Genomic DNA, 16,522 nt, shown 5'->3' on the forward strand with positions numbered 1-16,522 from the left:
CGCACGGGAACCGTCACCGCGCGATCACCTCGCGCGCCAGCGAGCGGTAGGCCTGCGCACCGGCGGACCGCGGTGCCCAGCGGGTGATCGGCTCACCGGCCACCGTCGTCTCCGGGAAGCGCACCGTCCGGTTGATCACGCTGTCGAAGACGACGTCGCCGAACGCCTCCACCACGCGCGCCATCACCTCGCGGGAGTGCAGCGTCCGCGGGTCGAACATGGTCGCCAGGATGCCGCTGATCTCCAGCTTCGGGTTCAGCCGCTCCTGCACCTTCTCGATCGTGTCGATCAGCAGCGCCACCCCGCGCAGGCTGAAGAACTCGCACTCCAGCGGGATGATCACGCCGTCGGCGGCGGCGAGCGCGTTCACCGTCAGCAGGCCCAGCGACGGCTGGCAGTCCACCAGGATGAAGTCGTACTCCTTCATCGCCGGGAACAGCACGCGCTGCAGGGTCTGCTCGCGACCGACCTCGGCGACCAGCTGCACTTCGGCGGCCGACAGGTCGATGTTGCTCGGCAGCAGGTCCATGCCCTCGACGGTCGTGGACATCACCACGTCCCGGACGTCGACGGACCGCTCCATGATCACGTTGTAGATCGTCTGGTCCAGCTGGTGCGGCTGCACCCCCAGGCCGACCGAGAGCGCACCCTGCGGATCGAAGTCCACCAGCAGCACCCGGCGCCCGTACTCGGCGAGCGCGGCGCCCAGGTTGATCGTCGACGTCGTCTTGCCGACGCCGCCCTTCTGGTTGCACATGGCCAGCACCGAGGCCGGACCGTGCCGGTCCAGCAGCGGCGGTTCCGGGATGTGCCTGCGCGGGCGGCCGGTCGGGCCGACGTTCGCGTCCGGTGACAACTCGGCCTCACCACCCGAAGCCGAGGGCTTGTGCGGGGCGATGCTCAGGTCGACCGCGCCCCGGGACCGCCCATCGGCGGAGGGCTGCGGTGTCGACATGGCGCTAGGACTCCTTGTCTGCCGGCGACGATCATACCGATCGAACGCAGCCTAAGTGGCATTCGCGACCAGCGGCAACGCGCCTCGCCGAGCACCGGCGAAATGCGTCCCACCCCACTCCATCGGGTTCACGCGTCCCGCTGCAACGCCCTCGGATGGGCGGTGGCGTACACCTCGCGCAACGTGTTCACCGTGACCAGCGTGTACACCTGCGTGGTCGTCACCGAGGCATGCCCGAGCAATTCCTGCACCACCCGCACGTCCGCGCCGCCTTCCAGCAGGTGGGTGGCGAACGAATGGCGCAGCACGTGCGGCGATACCGCACTGGTGATGCCCGCCCGGTCCGCCGCGGATTTCAACGCGTTCCACGCGCTCTGCCGGGACAACCTGCCGCCGTGCGAATTCAGGAACACCGCCGCATCGCCCTTGCCGCGCGCCGCCAGCACCGGTCGCGCCCGCACCAGGTAGGCGTCCAGCGCCTCCAACGCGGGACGCCCGATCGGGACCAGCCGCTGCCGGCCGCCCTTGCCGTTGAGCAGCACCGTGCGCTCCGCCGAGTCCAGGTCGTCGACGTCCAACCCCACGGCCTCCGAGATGCGGGCCCCCGAGGAGTACAGCAGCTCCAGCAGCGCCCGATCCCGCAGTCCGCGCACGTCCCGGCTGTTCGCCCCGTCCAGCAGCCGCAGCACGTCGGACACCGGCAGCGCTTTCGGCAACCGGCGCGCCGGGCTGGGCGGTGACACCTCCCGCGCCACGTCCGCGTCGACCCAGCCCTCGGCGTGCGCGAACCGGTGCAGGCCGCGCACCGCGACCAGCGCCCGCGCCGCCGACGACGGGGCGAGCGGCGGGTGCTCGTCGGTCCCCTCGCGCAATTCCGCGGCGAACGCCGCCAAGTGCGCCGAGGTCACCTCGCGCAGCACCCGCACTCCCGATTCGGCCAGGTGCCCGCCGTACCGACGCAGATCCCGCGAATACGAATCCAGGGTGCTGCGGGCGCTGCCCCGCTCCACCGCCAAGTGGTCCAGGAAACCGGAGCAGGCGGTGCGCAATCCCTCGGGAAGGTCCTCGAAGGCTTTCACGGGCCGAACTCCTCTGCGCGAAAACGAACAGGTCGCAGCCTCGATGCCGCGCCGCCGGAACTCCGGCCACCCGCCATGGTGCCGAAGGACTTCCGGCGACCGGCAGTGCGTATCCCCCAGCGAGAGAACGGAGCAAGAACGATTAGTCCGAAAGCATGCCACATACCCCTGAATTCCCCTCCGGAGCGATCCGGTTCGACTAATCTGCGCACCGTGGACTTCCCGTACGAACCCGGCCGGATGCGCATCGGCGACCACGAGCGCGCGCAGGCGATCGAAGCGCTCGGCGAGCACTACTCCGTGAGCAGGCTGAGCCTCGGCGAATACGAGGAACGCGTCGACCGGGCGACCCGCGCGGTCACCGGCGACGACCTGACCGCCCTGTTCACCGACCTGCCCGCCCCGCGCCCCGCGGGAGGCCCGGTCACCTACCCGACGGCGCCGCCCCCACCGGGGCCCGGCTGGGGTCCGGGCACGCCGACGCCGTACGGGATGCCGCGGAACCCCTACGAGGACGGCGTGGCGTCCGACAAGTCGAAGCTCGCGGCGGGACTGCTGCAGATCCTGCTGCCGTTCGGGATCGGGCGGTTCTACACCGGGCACACCGGGATCGCGGTCGTGCAGCTGCTGCTGTTCACCTTCGGGGGGTTGATCTCCTGCGGGCTGGGCACCCTCGCCGCCCTCATCTGGTGCGTGGTCGACGGCATCGTCCTGCTCAGCACCGAGAGCACCGATGCGAACGGGCGCGTGCTGAGGTCCTGACCTGGTGATCTGCGCGGCGCGGCCGGTTCACCGCTCCCAGCGGTCGGATCGACGCGCGGCCGTCTCCCGCTCCCGGCCGCTCGACGCGAATTCGACCGCGCACAGCCGAACGCCCCATCCGATCAGATGATCGGATGGGGCGTTCGTACCTCCGCTCCCCGCCCGGGGATGCCGGTGCGCTCCGGTTCAGCCGTGCAAGCGCTCGGCCAACCGGTGCGGGCGGTCCAGCCACTCCGCCGACGCGGGCCGCGGCTCGGCGCGGCCCGAGCGCACCGCGGCCGCCGCCAGCAGGCCGGACACCGCAGGGGCGTTCACGATCTCCCCCGCGAACACCATCCGCAGTGCTTCGTCGAACGGGACGCGGCGCACCACCAGGTCCGCCTCCTCGTCGCCCACGGCGGGCGGCCGTCCCACCTCGGTCAGCGACCGCGCCAAGAACACGCGCTCGCTCTGGTCGGTGAAACCCGGGGACGAGGCGATGTCCACCAGCACCGACCAGTCCTCGGCGGCGAGCCCGACCTCTTCGGCGAGTTCCCGCTGCGCAGTGCGCACCGGGTCCTCCCCCGCGACGTCGAGCAGTCCCGCGGGCAGCTCCCAGAGCCGCCGCCCCACCGGGTATCGGTACTGGTGGATCAGCACGACCCGGTCGTCCGCGTCGAGCGCGACGATCGACACCGCGCCGAGGTGCTCGACGACTTCGCGCCGCGCCTGCCCGCCGCCCGGCATCGCGACCTCGTCGGCCCGCAACGCCAGGATCTTGCCCACGTAGACGTCCTGGGACGCAACGGTGCTGAACTCGTGCGTTCCGTCGGTCCGCTGGACGTCCTCGCCGCTACCCGTGTCGTTCGTATTCGCTGCGCTCACGGCGCCACCCTACGGTCCGGTTCAGACGCCGGCTTCCACGTTGTCCGGCAGCTCGACCGGGAGCCGCTCCGCCGCGCGGTAGTCGACGGCGGCCCGGACGAAGGCGGCGAACAGCGGGTGCGGGCGCGTCGGCCTGCTCTTGAGCTCCGGGTGCGCCTGCGTGCCGACGAAGAACGGGTGCTGCTCGCGCGGCAGCTCCACGAACTCCACCAGGCGGTCGTCGGGCGAGGTTCCCGAGAACACCAGGCCGGCCTTGGTCAGCCGGTCGCGGTAGGCGTTGTTCACCTCGTAGCGGTGCCGGTGGCGTTCGGCGATCTCGGTCTCGCCGTAGGCCTCGGCGACCACCGACCCCTCCAGCAGCTTCGCCGGGTAGGAACCGAGCCGCATCGTGCCGCCCATGTCCCGGTCGCCGGAGAGCACGTCCCGCTGATCGGCCATGGTGCTGATCACCGGGTGCTGGCAGGGCTCCTCGAACTCGGCGGAGTTCGCCCGCTTCAGGTCGGCGAGCGACCGGGCCGCCTCGATCACCATGCACTGCAGGCCGAGGCACAGCCCGAGGGTGGGGATCCCGTGCGTGCGGGCGTAGCGGATCGCCCCCAGCTTGCCCTCGATGCCGCGCACGCCGAAGCCTCCGGGGATCAGCACGCCGTCCATGCCGGCCAGCGCGTGCGCCGCCCCCGCGTCGGTGTCGCACTCGTCGGAGGGCACCCAGGCGATCTCGACCTTCGCGCGGTGCGCGAACCCGCCCGCGCGCAGTGCCTCGGTGACCGACAGGTACGCGTCCGGCAGGTCGACGTACTTGCCGACCAGTGCGATCCGCACCCGCTCGGTCGGCTTGTGCACCCGGTCGAGCAGGTCGCCCCACACGGTCCAGTCGACGTCCCGGAACGGCAGGCCGAGCCGCCGCACCAGGTACGCGTCCAGTCCTTCGCCGTGCAGCACCCGCGGGATGTCGTAGATCGACGGGGCGTCCGGGCAGGCGACGACGCCGTCGGAGTCCACATCGCACATCAGCGCGATCTTGCGCTTGAGGTCCTCGGGGAGCTCGCGGTCGGCCCGGCAGACCAGCGCGTCGGGCTGGATGCCGATGTTGCGCAGCGCGGCCACCGAGTGCTGGGTCGGCTTCGTCTTGAGCTCGCCCGACGGTGCCAGGTACGGCACCAGCGACACGTGCAGGAAGAAGCAGTTGTCCCGGCCCACGTCGTGCCGCATCTGGCGGCAGGCCTCCAGGAACGGCAGCGACTCGATGTCGCCGACCGTGCCGCCGACCTCGGTGATCACGACGTCGGGCGTGCGCCCGTCCTCGTCCGGTTCGGACATCGCGCGGATGCGGGCGATGATCTGGTCGGTGATGTGCGGGATGACCTGCACGGTGTCGCCCAGGTACTCACCGCGGCGTTCCTTCGCGATGACCGCCGAGTACACCTGGCCGGTGGTGACGTTCGCGTTCTTGGTGAGGTCCCGGTCCAGGAACCTCTCGTAGTGCCCGATGTCGAGGTCGGTCTCCGCCCCGTCTTCGGTGACGAACACCTCGCCGTGCTGGAACGGGTTCATCGTTCCGGGGTCGACGTTGAGATAAGGATCGAGCTTCTGCATCGTCACCCGCAGGCCGCGGGAGGTCAGGAGTTCGCCGAGGCTCGACGCGGTCAGGCCCTTGCCGAGTGAGGAGGCGACACCTCCCGTGACGAACACGTGCTTGATCGTGCGTGTTTGCGGCACCAAGAAGGCTCCCCGTGGTCAAGCCGTCGCCGGGCTGAGTGAATCTGCGCTGGCAGGACGGCTGAATCCGTCGCTCCCACGGGATTTCAGCCTAACGCACGATGAACCGGGGGTACACGGCGACCCGCATGGCCTCGAACACGGCCCGGAGCTCCAGGTCAACCGCCGTTGGGGCACGATCCGGACGGGTCGCCCGCCCGCCGCACCTGTCCCGCCGGGTCACCCGGACATCGTGAGCCTCCCCGCTGGATGCAGCAGCCGGACCGAGTCCTCGGGTGGCAGCGCCGCCGCGCGCAGGCGTTCCAGCAATGCGTGGTGCGTCCGCGCGACCGGCGGGTCGTCGACCAGGTCGACGAGCCCGGCGTTCGAGCTCACCACGACCTCCGGCACGTCGAGCTCGAACGACAGCACCGCGAACGGCGTTCGGGCCGCCGCCGCACCGGCGCTGAACGGCAGCACGCGCACCGTCACCGTCGGCCGTTCCGCGAGGTCGCGCAGCCCTGCCAGCTGGCGCGCCAGCACCGCCGGACCGCCCACCTCGCGGCGCAGCGCCGATTCCGCCAGGACCAGGTCCAGCCGCATCGCGCCGTCCTCGACCCGCTGCCGCCTGCGGCGCAGCACCTCCAGCGAGCGCGCGGCCTCCTCCGGCGAGCGCTCCGGCTCGCGAGCCGCGTCGACGGCTGCGGCGTACTCGTCGGTCCGCACCAGGTCGGGGAGCTCTTCGACGGCGAACTCCCGCACTTCGGCCGCTTCGGCCTCGAACCCCACGTGCGCGCGGACGTCGGCGGGCAGCACGTCCCGGTACGACTCCCACCACCCGCGGCCGCGCGCGGAGTGCGCCAGCTCGACCAGCCGGTCGCGCCGCTCGGAACCGGCGTGGCAGATGTCGGCGAGCGCGATCACCGCTTCCACGCCGACCTGCTGGCGGGCGCCTTCGATCTTGCTCACCTTCGCCTGCGGCCAGCCCAACCGCTGCGCGACGTCGGCGTGGGTCAGCCGCGCCGCGTGCCGCAGCTGCCGGAGTTCACCCGCGAGCAGGTGGCGCCGGACCACGGGGCTGGGTTCGGCGGCTCGCTCCCGGGACGCCGGCTCGGCCGGGGCGGGGTTCGCGCTTCGCATCTCGTCCATGGCTCCGATTCTGGCCGCGCTTCGGCGCGCAGCACAGGAATATCACCCCATCGAATTATCGCGGATCGAATAATTCTCGAACATCATCGATGGCATGGCTCTCCGAACCCGGCTCGGCACCGCTCCGAACCGCCGCGTCCACCCCCGTCCCGAGGCGCGGCCCGGAGGTACCGCGTGCCGAGCCGCCCAGCCGGGCGGCGCCCCCGCGTCCGCGCCGCCCGGCATGGCCGCACCGCCGGGCCGGGCGACGCGCCGGTCAGTCGCGCACGCCGGGAACCGCTCCCTGCGCGCTGCTGGCCGTGCCGTAGTGCCCGGCCCGGCCGTCGAGCTGTTCCCGCAGCGCCAGCACCGCGGCCACCCGGCCCTGCGGGGTGTCCGCGTTGTCCACGGTGGAGAGCACCGAGGACACCGCCCGGTCGGCTCGGGCGACGCCGACCGGGCCGTCGCCGTCGGCAGAACCACGCGCACCCGCGAGGACGGCGCCGCTTCCGGAACGGTCCAGCTGCGAGGCGAAGCGGGCCAGGAAGGCGGCCCGATCGGCCGCCCCACCGGCCTCGGCGCCGCCCCCGGCCTGGTCGCCACCGGTCATCACCAGCGCGAGCGGGGCGGGGCGCACCTCGCCCACCACTGTGGCGAAACCGCCTTCGGACAGGCCGGTCAGCGCGGCCGCGCGTTCCTCGGGCGCGATCTGCGGCGCCCCGGCCCCCTGGTCGGCCATGGTCAGCGGCCCCAGCAGCCCACCGGTGAGCGTCCCGACGTCGGTGGCGGTGGGCAGCTGCACCCCGGCGGGGAGCAGCCGGGTGACCAGCTTCCGCACCTGGTCGGCCCGGTCCGGTTCGGCGACCGCCCGGTCCAGCTGCACCTCACCGGCCACCTGCGCGCCGGACTCCTCGAGCAGCCGGCGCATCCCGGCGCGGTCCTGCTCCGACACGTCCCAGGTGCTGTAGAGGACGACACCGCGGTCGGCCAGGCTCCCGCGCACGGTCAGCGGGGCCGTCGCCGCGCTGAACCGGTTGACCCCGTCCAGTTCGCTGCGGAGCGCGGTGCGCTCCGCGCCGAGCTCGTCGACCTGGTTGCTCAGCGAGTCGCGCTCTTCGCCGACGTGCGAGAGCACGCGCTCGCTGAGCGAGGTCGAACCGAGCACGATCCCCACCCCCAGGGCCAGCAGGACCGCCGCCAGCGAGATCACGTGTTGGCGCATCGAGATCATGCGAACCACTCCTGCACGCTCCCGAACGCGGACCGGCCGAAGTCGGCGAGCGCCGCGAGGAAGGACGACCCGAACCCGGACACGGCCAAGGCCACGCCCAGCACCAGCAGCGCGGCCACGAGCAGCAGGACCACCGCCCAGTTCGACCCGGCGTTGCGCTGCAGTGCGGACACCGCGGCCCCGTCGACGAGCCTGCTGCCCAGCCGCAGCCGGGTCAGGAACGTGGAGGGGTTCGAACCGGACCGGCCGCGGTCCAGGAACTCGTGCAGGGTCGCTTGGAAGCCCACCGTCACCACGAGGCGGGCGTTGTGAGCGTCCGCGATCAGCAGTGCCAGGTCTTCCGGGTTCCCGGAGGCCGGGAAGGTCAGCGCGCCGATGCCGAGGTCCTGGATGCGCTCGATCCCCGGTGCGTGCCCGTCCAGGTGCGCCGGCACCACGACCTCGGTGGCCCGCTTCAAGGTGTCCTTCTCGATGCCGTTCGGGTCACCGACGATCACGTCGGGGTGGTATCCGGCCCGCAGCAGGGTGTCCGCACCGGCGTCCACGCCGATCAGCACCGGCCGGTAGTGCTTGATGTAGCGCTTCAGGCGCTTCAGGTCGTCGGCGTGCCCGTAACCGGGCACCAGCACCAGGACGTGGCGATCCTCGATGGGCACGGTCACGGCCGGCACCCCGACGCCGTCGAGGATGAGCATCCGCTCGGTGCGCAGGAACTCGATGGTGTTCGCCGAGAACGCTTCGAGCTGCGAGGTCATGCCCGTCTTGGCCTCGATCAGCTGATCCGCGATCGAGTCGGCGTCCTGCTCCACACCGGCGGCGATCTCGCGATCACCCGAGTAGATCGTGCCCTGGTGCAGCCGCACCTTGGCGCCGTCCTTGACCGCGCGCAGCGCGTCCCGGCCGACGCGGTCGATCAGGGTGACGCCGGCCGCGGACAGCACCTCCGGCCCCAGGTTGGGGAACCGCCCCGAGATCGACGGTGCGGCGTTGACCACCGCGATGACCCCCGCAGCCACCAGGGCGTCCGCCGTCCGGCGATCGAGGTCGACCTGGTCCAGCAGGACGATGTCACCGGGGCCGAGCCGCGGCGGCAGCTCGCCGGTGCGGCGCGGGACGCGCGCCGTACCGGTCACTCCCGGCAGCTCCTCCTCCTGACGTGTGAGCAGACCACTGAGCTTCATGCATCGATGGTTGCAAACGGATCAACGCCCGCGAGGTCGCCACGCCGTACGCCTGCGCCCGATCGGACCTACTTGATTGATCCAAATGGATCATTCGGGTCAGCGGGACCCCGCAGCCGCGTTCTTCCCACCGCGCCCGCCCTTCGCCGGTTCCGCCTTCGACTTGTCGGACGCGGCGGTCTCCAGCAGCTCCTCGGCGTGCGCCCGACCGGTGGCGGTGGAGTCCAGCCCGGCGAGCATGCGGGCCAGTTCCGCCACCCGCTTGCCGTCCGCGACGGTGCGCACGTCGCTCCGGGTGAGCCCGGTGTCGTTCGCGCCCTTGTCCACCACGAGGTGCCGGTCCGCGTACGCGGCGACCTGCGCCAGGTGGGTCACCACGATCACCTGGTGGGTTCGGGCGAGCCGCGCGAGCCGGCGGCCGATCTCCACGGCGGCCCGACCGCCCACACCGGCGTCGACCTCGTCGAACACCAGCGTCGGCACCGTGTCGGCGTCGGCGAGCACCACTTCCAGGCCCAGCATCACCCGCGAGAGCTCACCGCCCGACGCGCCCTTGTGGATCGGCAGCGACGGGGCACCGGAGTGCGCGATGAGCCGCAGTTCCACCTCGTCGGTGCCGTCAGGGCCGGCGGACAGCGTCCGGTCCCCCACCACCAGCGCCGAACCGTCCGCCTCGTCGGTCTGCTTGGGCTCGACCACGACTTCCAGCTTGGCCTGGGCCATCGCCAGTCCGGCGAGTTCCTCGGAGACCGCGGCGGCGAGCCCGACGGCGGCCTCCTGCCGTTCCTTGGTGAGTGCCTGGGCGTGCTCAGCCAGTTCGGCGGCGAGCTCGTCCCGCTGCTGCGCCAGCGCGGACAGCGCCTCCTCGGAGGTGTCCATCCCGGCCAGACGCTCCCGCGCGTCCGCGGCCCACGCCAGCACGCCGTCGATGTCCGCGGCGTACTTCTTGGTGAGGTTCTTCAGCTCGGCCTGCCTGGCGAGCACCTGCTCCAGCCGTCCGGGGTCGGCGTCCAGCCGATCCAGGTATCCGCCCAGTTCGGCGCCCACGTCGGAGAGTACCGCGGTCGCCTCCGCGACCCGCGAATCCAGCTCGAGCAGTACCGGGTCCTCGGCGGCGCCGAGCCGGCGCCTGGCATCGCCGAGCAGCCCCATCGCGCCGGGGGATTCCGGGTCGCCGTCGGCCGCACCGCTCACCGCGTGCTGGGCACCGGCCGCGATCTCGCGCAGCTGGTCGACGTCGGACAGCCGTCGCGCCTCGTCGACGAGGGCCGTGTCCTCGCCCTGCTCCGGCGCCACGGCCTCGATCTCGTCCAGGCCGTGCTTGAGCAGCTCCGCCTCGCGGGCCCACTCGCGGGCCCGGTCGGTGCGCTCCGCCAGCTCCCGCACCACGGCGGCCCACTCGGTGCGAACCCGCTGGTACTGCTCGAGAACGGTGGCCACCGACTCACCCGCGAAGCGGTCCAGCACCGCGCGCTGCTCGCCGGAGCGCAGCAGCCGCAGCTGGTCGTTCTGCCCGTGCACCGCGAGCAGCTGCTCCGACAGCTCGGAGAGCACCGCGTTCGGCACCGCCCGGCCGCCCAGGTGCGCGCGCGAACGGCCATCGCTGTTCACGCTGCGCAGCGCGATCAGGCTACCGTCGTCGTCCGGTTCGGCACCGGCTTCGCCCGCGACCCGCGCCGCCCCAGATTCGGGGGCGACCTCGAACCGCCCCTCCACCAGAGCCCGCGGAGTGTTCGATCGGACTCGCGAAGCATCGGCGCGACCACCGCTGAGCAGGTGCAGCCCCGTGACCACCATCGTCTTGCCAGCTCCGGTCTCACCGGTCACCACGGTCAGGCCTGGGTGCAGCTCGAGCGTGGCATCGTCGATGACTCCCAGTCCCTGGATGCGCATCTCAGCCAACACATCCAGCACCCTAGCGGGCGGCCCCGACCGCTCGGCCCCCGCCAGTCCGATCAATCCCGCCGATTCGCGCACACCTTGGACGCGCGACCGCGCCTCGGCCCGGTTCCCGGCCGGTCAGTCGGCGGCCGGGCCGCGCCAGCCCTGGACCGGGAGCTCGAACTTCTGCACCAGGCGGTCGGTGAAGGAGGCGTCGTACAACCGCACCAGGCGCAGCGGGTTCGCCCCGGCCACGACCTCGACCCGGGCGCCCGCGGGCAGGTCGAAATGCCGCTGCCCGTCGCAGCAGAGCACCGCGTCGTGCCCGCCGTGATCGATCTCCAGCGCGACCGTGGAGTTCCGCGACACCACCAGCGGGCGGGCGAACAGCGCGTGCGCGTTGCTCGGCACCACCAGCAGCGCCTCCACCTCGGGCCAGACCACGGGGCCGCCCGCGGAGAACGCGTAGGCCGTCGATCCCGTCGGGGTGGAGCACAGCACCCCGTCGCAACCGAAGGCGGACACCGGATGCCCGTCGACCTCGACGACCACGTCGAGGATGCGTTCCCGGCTGCTCTTCTCCACGCTGGCCTCGTTCAGCGCCCACGTGGTCGCGAGCACCCGCCCGTCGAGCATCGCGGTGATGTCGACGGTCATCCGCTCCTCGACGTGGTAGCGGCCTTCGACCACGGCCAGCACCGCTTGGTCCAACGCGTCCGAGTCGGCACCGGCGAGGAATCCGACCCGTCCCAGGTTGACCCCGAACACGGGGACCCCCGGCAGCCGGGCCAGTTCGGCGGCGCGCAGCAGCGTGCCATCGCCGCCGAGCACGAACACCAGCTCGGTGCCCGCGGCGGAGTGCGGCCCGGACGGGACGGCCTGCGTGTAGCAACCGGGGCTGAGGTCGCGTGCCTCGTCCTCCAGCACCCGGACTCGCACGCCGGCTCCCACCAGCTGGCCGGCGACCTTCTCCGCGGTGCGCAGGTTGTGCTGTTTACCGGTGTGGACCACCAGCAGCACCTCTCGGGTCAACTGCGGCCCCCTCGTCGGTGTCCGGTCGTGCCTGCGGTCGCCTTCTGGCTCCCGCTGCCCTTGTCCGTCGTCTGCGGCCCGGTGCGCACCGCCTCCGCGACGAGCTCCGCCGCTTCCGCCGGGTCGGTGCTCGCCCCGGCTCGCAGCCAGGCGAAGAACTCGACGTTCCCGGACGGGCCCGGCAGCGGGCTGGCGGTGACACCGCGCAGCCCGAGTCCGGATTCGGCGGCGAAGCGGACCACGTCCAGGACCGCTTCGGCACGCAGCTCCGGGTCGCGCACCACGCCACCGGAACCCAGTCGTTCCTTGCCGACCTCGAACTGCGGTTTGATCATCGGGACGAGGTCGGCTTCCGGCCCGGAACACGCCAGCAGCGCGGGCAGCACGAGCTTCAGCGAGATGAACGACAGGTCGGCGACCACGAGGTCGACCGGCCCGCCGATGTCGGTGGGTTCCAGGGCGCGCACGTTGGTGCGGTCGTGCACCCGCACGCGCTCGTCGGTCTGCAACGCCCACACCAGCTGGCCGTACCCGACGTCAACGGCGACCACTTCGCGAGCACCCTGCCGCAACAGCACGTCGGTGAAGCCACCGGTCGACGCGCCGGCATCGAGGCACCGGCGACCGTCGACGGTCAGCCCGTCCGGCCCGAAGGTCTCCAGGGCGCCCAGCAGCTTGTGCGCTCCGCGGGAGGCCCACTTCGGGTCGTCCACGTCTTCGGCCACCACGATCGGGGCATCGATCTCGACGGCGGTCGCTGGTTTTCCGGCGACCATGCCCCGCACGGTCACCCGGCCGGCGGCGATCAGTTCTGCGGCTTGTTCCCGCGACCTGGCGAGGCCGCGGCGCACGAGTTCGGCGTCCAAACGCGCTTTGCGCGGCACACCGATCACCCGCCGCCGGTCGAGCCGGACAGCATGTTCTCGGCTCTGCTCAACGCTTCGGACAACGCCGTGTGCACCGCCTCGAACCGCTGGACGTGCTCGGCCACCGGCAGCTCGCGCACCTCGTCGAGACGCGCGAGGGCTTCACCGATGGCGTGCTCGGCCGCCGAGCCGTCGTCCGAGGGCTTCGCCAGCATCGACGGGTTCGGTGCGAACGAGCCGTCCTGCCCTGGAGAGGTCATCGTCTCCCGCTTCTCTCGCCCACATCGCCGGACGTCTCGCGGCGACTACATCAACGCTATCCGACCTGAACCTCGGACGTGCGGAGCCGGTCGCTTCAGGCGATGCCCAGTTCGCGCAACGCATCGGCGGACGCGGAATCAGCCGGGCGGACCGCGACCTGGCCGGTACCGACCGGCCACCACGCGGCGCACAACGCCCGCAGCGCACCGAGCGCGCGCTCGCGCACCCGAGCCGACTCCGCCTGGTCCGATGCCGCCTGGTCCGACGCGGCCGACAGTTCGAGGACGCCATCTTCGACGCGGACCTTCCAGCCGGGCTGGTCGCCGACCGCGGTCACCGCATGCGGCAGGTGCAGGCCGCGGAGGTCGTCCGCGATGTGCTCGGGCCGGAGTTCGACCGGTGCGAACAGCGCGTCCGCCGGAGTGCTCACCCCGGTCAGCACCATCAGCGAGGACATCCCGGACCGCACGGCACCGCTGATGTCGGTGTCCAGCCGGTCGCCGACCATCAACGGACGGCTCGCCCGCGCCGAGGACACCGCACGATCCAGCAGCGGACGCTCCGGTTTGCCCGCGACCTGCGGCTCCTGCCCGGTCGCCGCGCGCAGCGCCGCGACCATCGAGCCGTTGCCGGGCAGTTCACCGCGTTCGGTGGGCAAGGTCGCGTCCGCGTTGCAGGCGACCCACGTCGCTCCGGCCCGGATGGCCAGGCACGCTTCCGCCAGGTTCCACCACCCGGTGTCCGGCGAGTGCCCCTGCACCACGGCGACCGGTTCGTCCGCGTTCTCCCGGACCGGGGTGAGTCCGAGCTGCTCGACCTCCGCCGCGAGGGCCTCCGACCCGACGACCAGCACTTTCGCACCTGCGGGCAACTGCTCGGCGAGCAGTGCGGCCCCGGCTTGAGCGCTGGTGCTGACCTCGTCCGCGGTGGCCTGCAGGCCGAGCGCGTTGAGGTGGTCGGCGACGGCCTGCGCCGGTTTGGACGCGTTGTTCGTCACGTACCGCGCCTGCACGCCGTTGCGGCGCACTTCGGCGATGGCCTCATCCGCCCCGGGGGCGAGCCGACCGCCGCGGTACACGGTGCCGTCGAGGTCGAGCAGCACCGCGTCGTGGTGGTCGAGCAGCGTCTCGGTCACTGCGATTCGTCCCCTCGCGGGTCGCTCGCCTTCACCGCTCGGGCGGCCGCCTGCTCGTTCGCTTCCGGCTTCGGTTCGGCTTCGGCAGCCTCGTCGGATCCGGTGACGCCCGATTCGGTGCTGCTGACCTCGTCAGTCGCGGAGACCTCGTCGGCCGGGTCCGGTTCCACGGCGGAGTCGCCCGCGTCCACGGATGCTTCCGCCGCCACGTCTGCCGCGTCCACCTCCGCCTCCAGCGTGACTTCGACGTCGTCCGCCTCATCGAGCACGGCGGGTCCGGCGGCGGTGGCTTCGGCCACGAGCTCTTCGGCTTCGGCGTCACCGCCGAGCAGCGCCACCAGTTCGTCGAGGCGCTCCGGGGCGTCGGTTTCACCGTCGTCGTCGGCGTGGGCGGCGTGCACGAACCACGTGAACGCCTCCTGCACCCGGTCGGCGGCGAGCAGGTTGTCCGCGTAGGCGTAGAACAGCCGCGCGCTCCACGGTTCCTGGACCTTCGGGTCCAGCTCGGGGATCTGCAGGCTCACCACGGATGCTTCGACCTCACCGAGGTCCCGGCGAGCACCGGCGGCGACGATGCGGAGTTCCACGGCTTCCCCCCCGGTCAGCTCCGCGGCTTCGGCGCTCCGGCTCAGCTCCAGCGCCCGCTCCGCGCGGCCCAGCGCCCGCTCGCAGTCCGCCATGATCGCGATGTGCCCGGGCCCGCCGCCCATGCGGCGCGCGGCGCGAAGCTCGGACAGGGCCTCGGTCCACTCGCCCATCTGGTAGGCGCACAGCCCGTTCGCCTCGCGCGCGGCACCGATGCGGGAGGCGCGGTGCCGCGCGTAGCGCGCGTGCACCAGGGCCTGCTCCGGATCGGTGTCCATCAGCTTCCCGGCCGCGACCAAGTGCAGAGCGACCTTGTCCGCGAGGCCCTTCGGCAGGGAGCGCATGTCCCGGCGGATCTCGCCGTGCAGTTCGGAGGCGTCGACGTCGTCCGGCAGTTCCGGGGCGATCTCTACGGGCTTCGCGTCGACGTTCTCCTCGGCCGCGGCACCGAAACGCGGTCCCGCGTCCCGGTCGTTGCGGCGCGGGCCGCGGTTGTCGCCGCGGTTGTCCGAGTGCGCCCGCTGACGGTCATCGCGCCGCGGACGGTCGTTGTCATAGCGGTCCCGCTTGCCCTGCGGACGGTCGTTGTCGTAACGCTCCCGCTTGCCCTGCGGACGGTCGCCGCCCCTGCGGTCGTCCTTCGGACGGCCGTACGAGGGCTTGCCACCACGGTCGTCGCGGCGATCGTCCCGCTGCCGCCGGTCGCCCCCGCGATCGTCGCGCTTGTCCGCCCAGGGACGGTCGCCGCGATCCCGGCCGTCGTTCTTCCGGTCCTGCCACGGGCGGTCGTTCCGCGGACGGTCGTCGGAGCGGTGCCCACCACCCTGGAAGCGGTTGCCACCCTGGGAGCGGTTGCCGTCCTGGCGGTCACCACTGCGCCGGTCGTCGTCCCGCCGCTCGGGACGCCCGTTGTCCGGGCGTCGGTCATCGCGGTTGGAGTGGGAGCCCCGGCGGTCGTCGAACCGCGGCTTGTCGCGCCGGTCGCCGCCGCGGAAGTCACCACGGTTCCGGTCATCGCCACCGCGCCGGTCGTCGTCCCGCCGCCGGTCGTCCCGGTGCGGGCGATTGGGCCGGTCGTCCCGGTTGAAGCTGCGCCCGCGGTCGTCCTGCCGGTCGAAGCGCCGAGGACCACCTTGGCCACCACGGCCACCGTCGTTGCGCCGGTCGTCTCCGCGCCGATCATCGCGGAACCCGCCACGACCACCGTCGTTGCGCCGATCGTCCCCACGTCGATCGTCGCGGAACCCGCCCCGGCGCTGCTCACCCGGGCGTCCGCCCTTGCGGTCGTCGAACTTGGAGTCCCGGCGGAATCCGCCCTTGTCCGCGGGGCGACCACGCCCGTCCTTGCGGAACTTGGAGTCGTCCTTGTCCCCCGGCCGACCCCAGGTCTGCTCATCGCGTCCCTGACCGAAGGCGCGCTGGCGGTGTCCACCGTCCGCGCGGCGATCTTCGATGCGCGGGCCGCGACGGTCACCGCTGCGGTCGCGGTTGTTCGAGAACCGGTCGCCGCCACGGGCCGGCTTGCCGCGGTCGCTACCGGAACCGCCGCGGGGGCCACTGTCCCGGCCCCGGTCGTTCCGGCCGCCGAACCCGCGCCCGGCCGATCCGTTCTTGCCGGCCTGGCCGCTTCGGCCGGAATCGGCTCCGCGGCGGTCGCCGCCGCCACGTGTGTCATCGGACCCGGACACCAGACCTCCTGGACGTGCAAACTCGGTTAAGTACCAGCGTAGACCTCGGCGCCACCGGTCTACCGGTGCCGTCCGAGTGTGCGATGCCGCAGCGCTCCCAGTCGAGGCGCAGCACAAAAAAGGGGCCGACCGGGCCCGTCCGGCTGGCCAGGCCCGGTCGGCCCCACATGAGTATT

15 protein-coding genes are annotated in these 16,522 nt (G+C 72.3%); 2 read left to right on the forward strand and 13 right to left on the reverse strand.

Going from position 1 to position 16,522, the window contains the following annotated elements; translation table 11 throughout:
• Window positions 1-13: 13 nt before the first annotated feature.
• Together AC29IT_RS25165 and xerD are read right to left on the reverse strand one after the other, a co-directional pair.
• On the reverse strand, window positions 14-955 hold the full coding sequence (locus tag AC29IT_RS25165; protein WP_358441490.1) for a ParA family protein: 942 nt from the start codon (window positions 953-955) through the stop codon (window positions 14-16).
• Between the two features lie 128 nt (window positions 956-1,083).
• Window positions 1,084-2,034, reverse strand: a complete 951-nt coding sequence (gene xerD, locus AC29IT_RS25170) for a site-specific tyrosine recombinase XerD (protein ID WP_358441493.1) — start codon at window positions 2,032-2,034, stop codon at window positions 1,084-1,086.
• A 213-nt stretch (window positions 2,035-2,247) separates the two neighbouring features.
• On the opposite strand from xerD, the gene AC29IT_RS25175 reads away from it, so the two are divergent.
• Window positions 2,248-2,796: a DUF1707 domain-containing protein gene (locus AC29IT_RS25175; RefSeq protein WP_358441495.1), complete on the forward strand. Its 549-nt coding sequence runs from the start codon at window positions 2,248-2,250 to the stop codon at window positions 2,794-2,796.
• A gap of 186 nt (window positions 2,797-2,982) precedes the next feature.
• Here the strand turns inward: AC29IT_RS25175 and AC29IT_RS25180 are convergent, their stop codons facing one another.
• The 11 genes from AC29IT_RS25180 to AC29IT_RS25230 all read right to left on the reverse strand — a co-directional run bounded on the left by AC29IT_RS25180 (window position 2,983) and on the right by AC29IT_RS25230 (window position 15,002).
• A complete protein-coding gene (locus AC29IT_RS25180) occupies window positions 2,983-3,660 on the reverse strand; it encodes an NUDIX domain-containing protein (protein WP_358441497.1) in 678 nt (225 codons plus the stop codon).
• A 21-nt stretch (window positions 3,661-3,681) separates the two neighbouring features.
• A complete protein-coding gene (gene pyrG / locus AC29IT_RS25185; RefSeq protein WP_488220322.1) occupies window positions 3,682-5,379 on the reverse strand; it encodes a CTP synthase in 1,698 nt (565 codons plus the stop codon).
• A 219-nt stretch (window positions 5,380-5,598) separates the two neighbouring features.
• A complete protein-coding gene (locus AC29IT_RS25190) occupies window positions 5,599-6,507 on the reverse strand; it encodes a helix-turn-helix domain-containing protein (RefSeq protein WP_488220323.1) in 909 nt (302 codons plus the stop codon).
• A gap of 256 nt (window positions 6,508-6,763) precedes the next feature.
• Entirely contained in the window at window positions 6,764-7,717 is a 954-nt protein-coding gene (locus AC29IT_RS25195; RefSeq protein ID WP_488220324.1) for a copper transporter, read from the reverse strand.
• A complete protein-coding gene (gene steA / locus AC29IT_RS25200) occupies window positions 7,714-8,898 on the reverse strand; it encodes a putative cytokinetic ring protein SteA (protein WP_488220325.1) in 1,185 nt (394 codons plus the stop codon). The genes AC29IT_RS25195 and steA overlap by 4 nt, the downstream gene beginning before the upstream one ends.
• A gap of 99 nt (window positions 8,899-8,997) precedes the next feature.
• Window positions 8,998-10,803: a DNA repair protein RecN gene (gene recN, locus AC29IT_RS25205; protein WP_488220326.1), complete on the reverse strand. Its 1,806-nt coding sequence runs from the start codon at window positions 10,801-10,803 to the stop codon at window positions 8,998-9,000.
• 114 nt (window positions 10,804-10,917) lie between these two features.
• Complete coding sequence (locus AC29IT_RS25210; RefSeq protein WP_358441511.1) at window positions 10,918-11,811, reverse strand: NAD kinase; 894 nt, start codon at window positions 11,809-11,811, stop codon at window positions 10,918-10,920.
• The gene (locus AC29IT_RS25215; RefSeq protein ID WP_358441513.1) at window positions 11,808-12,695 is read right to left on the reverse strand and encodes a TlyA family RNA methyltransferase; all 888 of its coding nucleotides are present in this window, start codon (window positions 12,693-12,695) and stop codon (window positions 11,808-11,810) included. The genes AC29IT_RS25210 and AC29IT_RS25215 overlap by 4 nt, the downstream gene beginning before the upstream one ends.
• A gap of 5 nt (window positions 12,696-12,700) precedes the next feature.
• On the reverse strand, window positions 12,701-12,937 hold the full coding sequence (locus tag AC29IT_RS25220; protein WP_358441516.1) for a hypothetical protein: 237 nt from the start codon (window positions 12,935-12,937) through the stop codon (window positions 12,701-12,703).
• 95 nt (window positions 12,938-13,032) lie between these two features.
• Window positions 13,033-14,073: an HAD-IIA family hydrolase gene (locus tag AC29IT_RS25225; protein ID WP_488220327.1), complete on the reverse strand. Its 1,041-nt coding sequence runs from the start codon at window positions 14,071-14,073 to the stop codon at window positions 13,033-13,035.
• On the reverse strand, window positions 14,070-15,002 hold the full coding sequence (locus AC29IT_RS25230) for a hypothetical protein (protein WP_488220328.1): 933 nt from the start codon (window positions 15,000-15,002) through the stop codon (window positions 14,070-14,072). Before AC29IT_RS25230 ends, AC29IT_RS25225 begins: the two co-directional genes overlap by 4 nt.
• Before the next feature lie 18 nt (window positions 15,003-15,020).
• On the opposite strand from AC29IT_RS25230, the gene AC29IT_RS25235 reads away from it, so the two are divergent.
• A complete protein-coding gene (locus AC29IT_RS25235; RefSeq protein WP_488220329.1) occupies window positions 15,021-16,376 on the forward strand; it encodes a hypothetical protein in 1,356 nt (451 codons plus the stop codon).
• Window positions 16,377-16,522 lie beyond the last annotated feature (146 nt).

The sequence above is a fragment of the Saccharopolyspora sp. MMCC62 genome (genome assembly GCF_057736575.1).

Excerpts from the sequence above, each read along its gene's own strand:
- AC29IT_RS25165 (WP_358441490.1), bottom strand. The coding sequence starts at position 955 with ATGTCGACACCGCAGCCCTCCGCCGATGGGCGGTCCCGGGGCGCGGTC.
- AC29IT_RS25190 (WP_488220323.1), bottom strand. The coding sequence starts at position 6,507 with ATGGACGAGATGCGAAGCGCGAACCCCGCCCCGGCCGAGCCGGCGTCC.
- AC29IT_RS25195 (WP_488220324.1), bottom strand. The coding sequence starts at position 7,717 with ATGATCTCGATGCGCCAACACGTGATCTCGCTGGCGGCGGTCCTGCTG.
- steA (WP_488220325.1), bottom strand. The coding sequence starts at position 8,898 with ATGAAGCTCAGTGGTCTGCTCACACGTCAGGAGGAGGAGCTGCCGGGA.
- AC29IT_RS25220 (WP_358441516.1), bottom strand. The coding sequence starts at position 12,937 with ATGACCTCTCCAGGGCAGGACGGCTCGTTCGCACCGAACCCGTCGATG.
- AC29IT_RS25230 (WP_488220328.1), bottom strand. The coding sequence starts at position 15,002 with ATGCGCTCCCTGCCGAAGGGCCTCGCGGACAAGGTCGCTCTGCACTTG.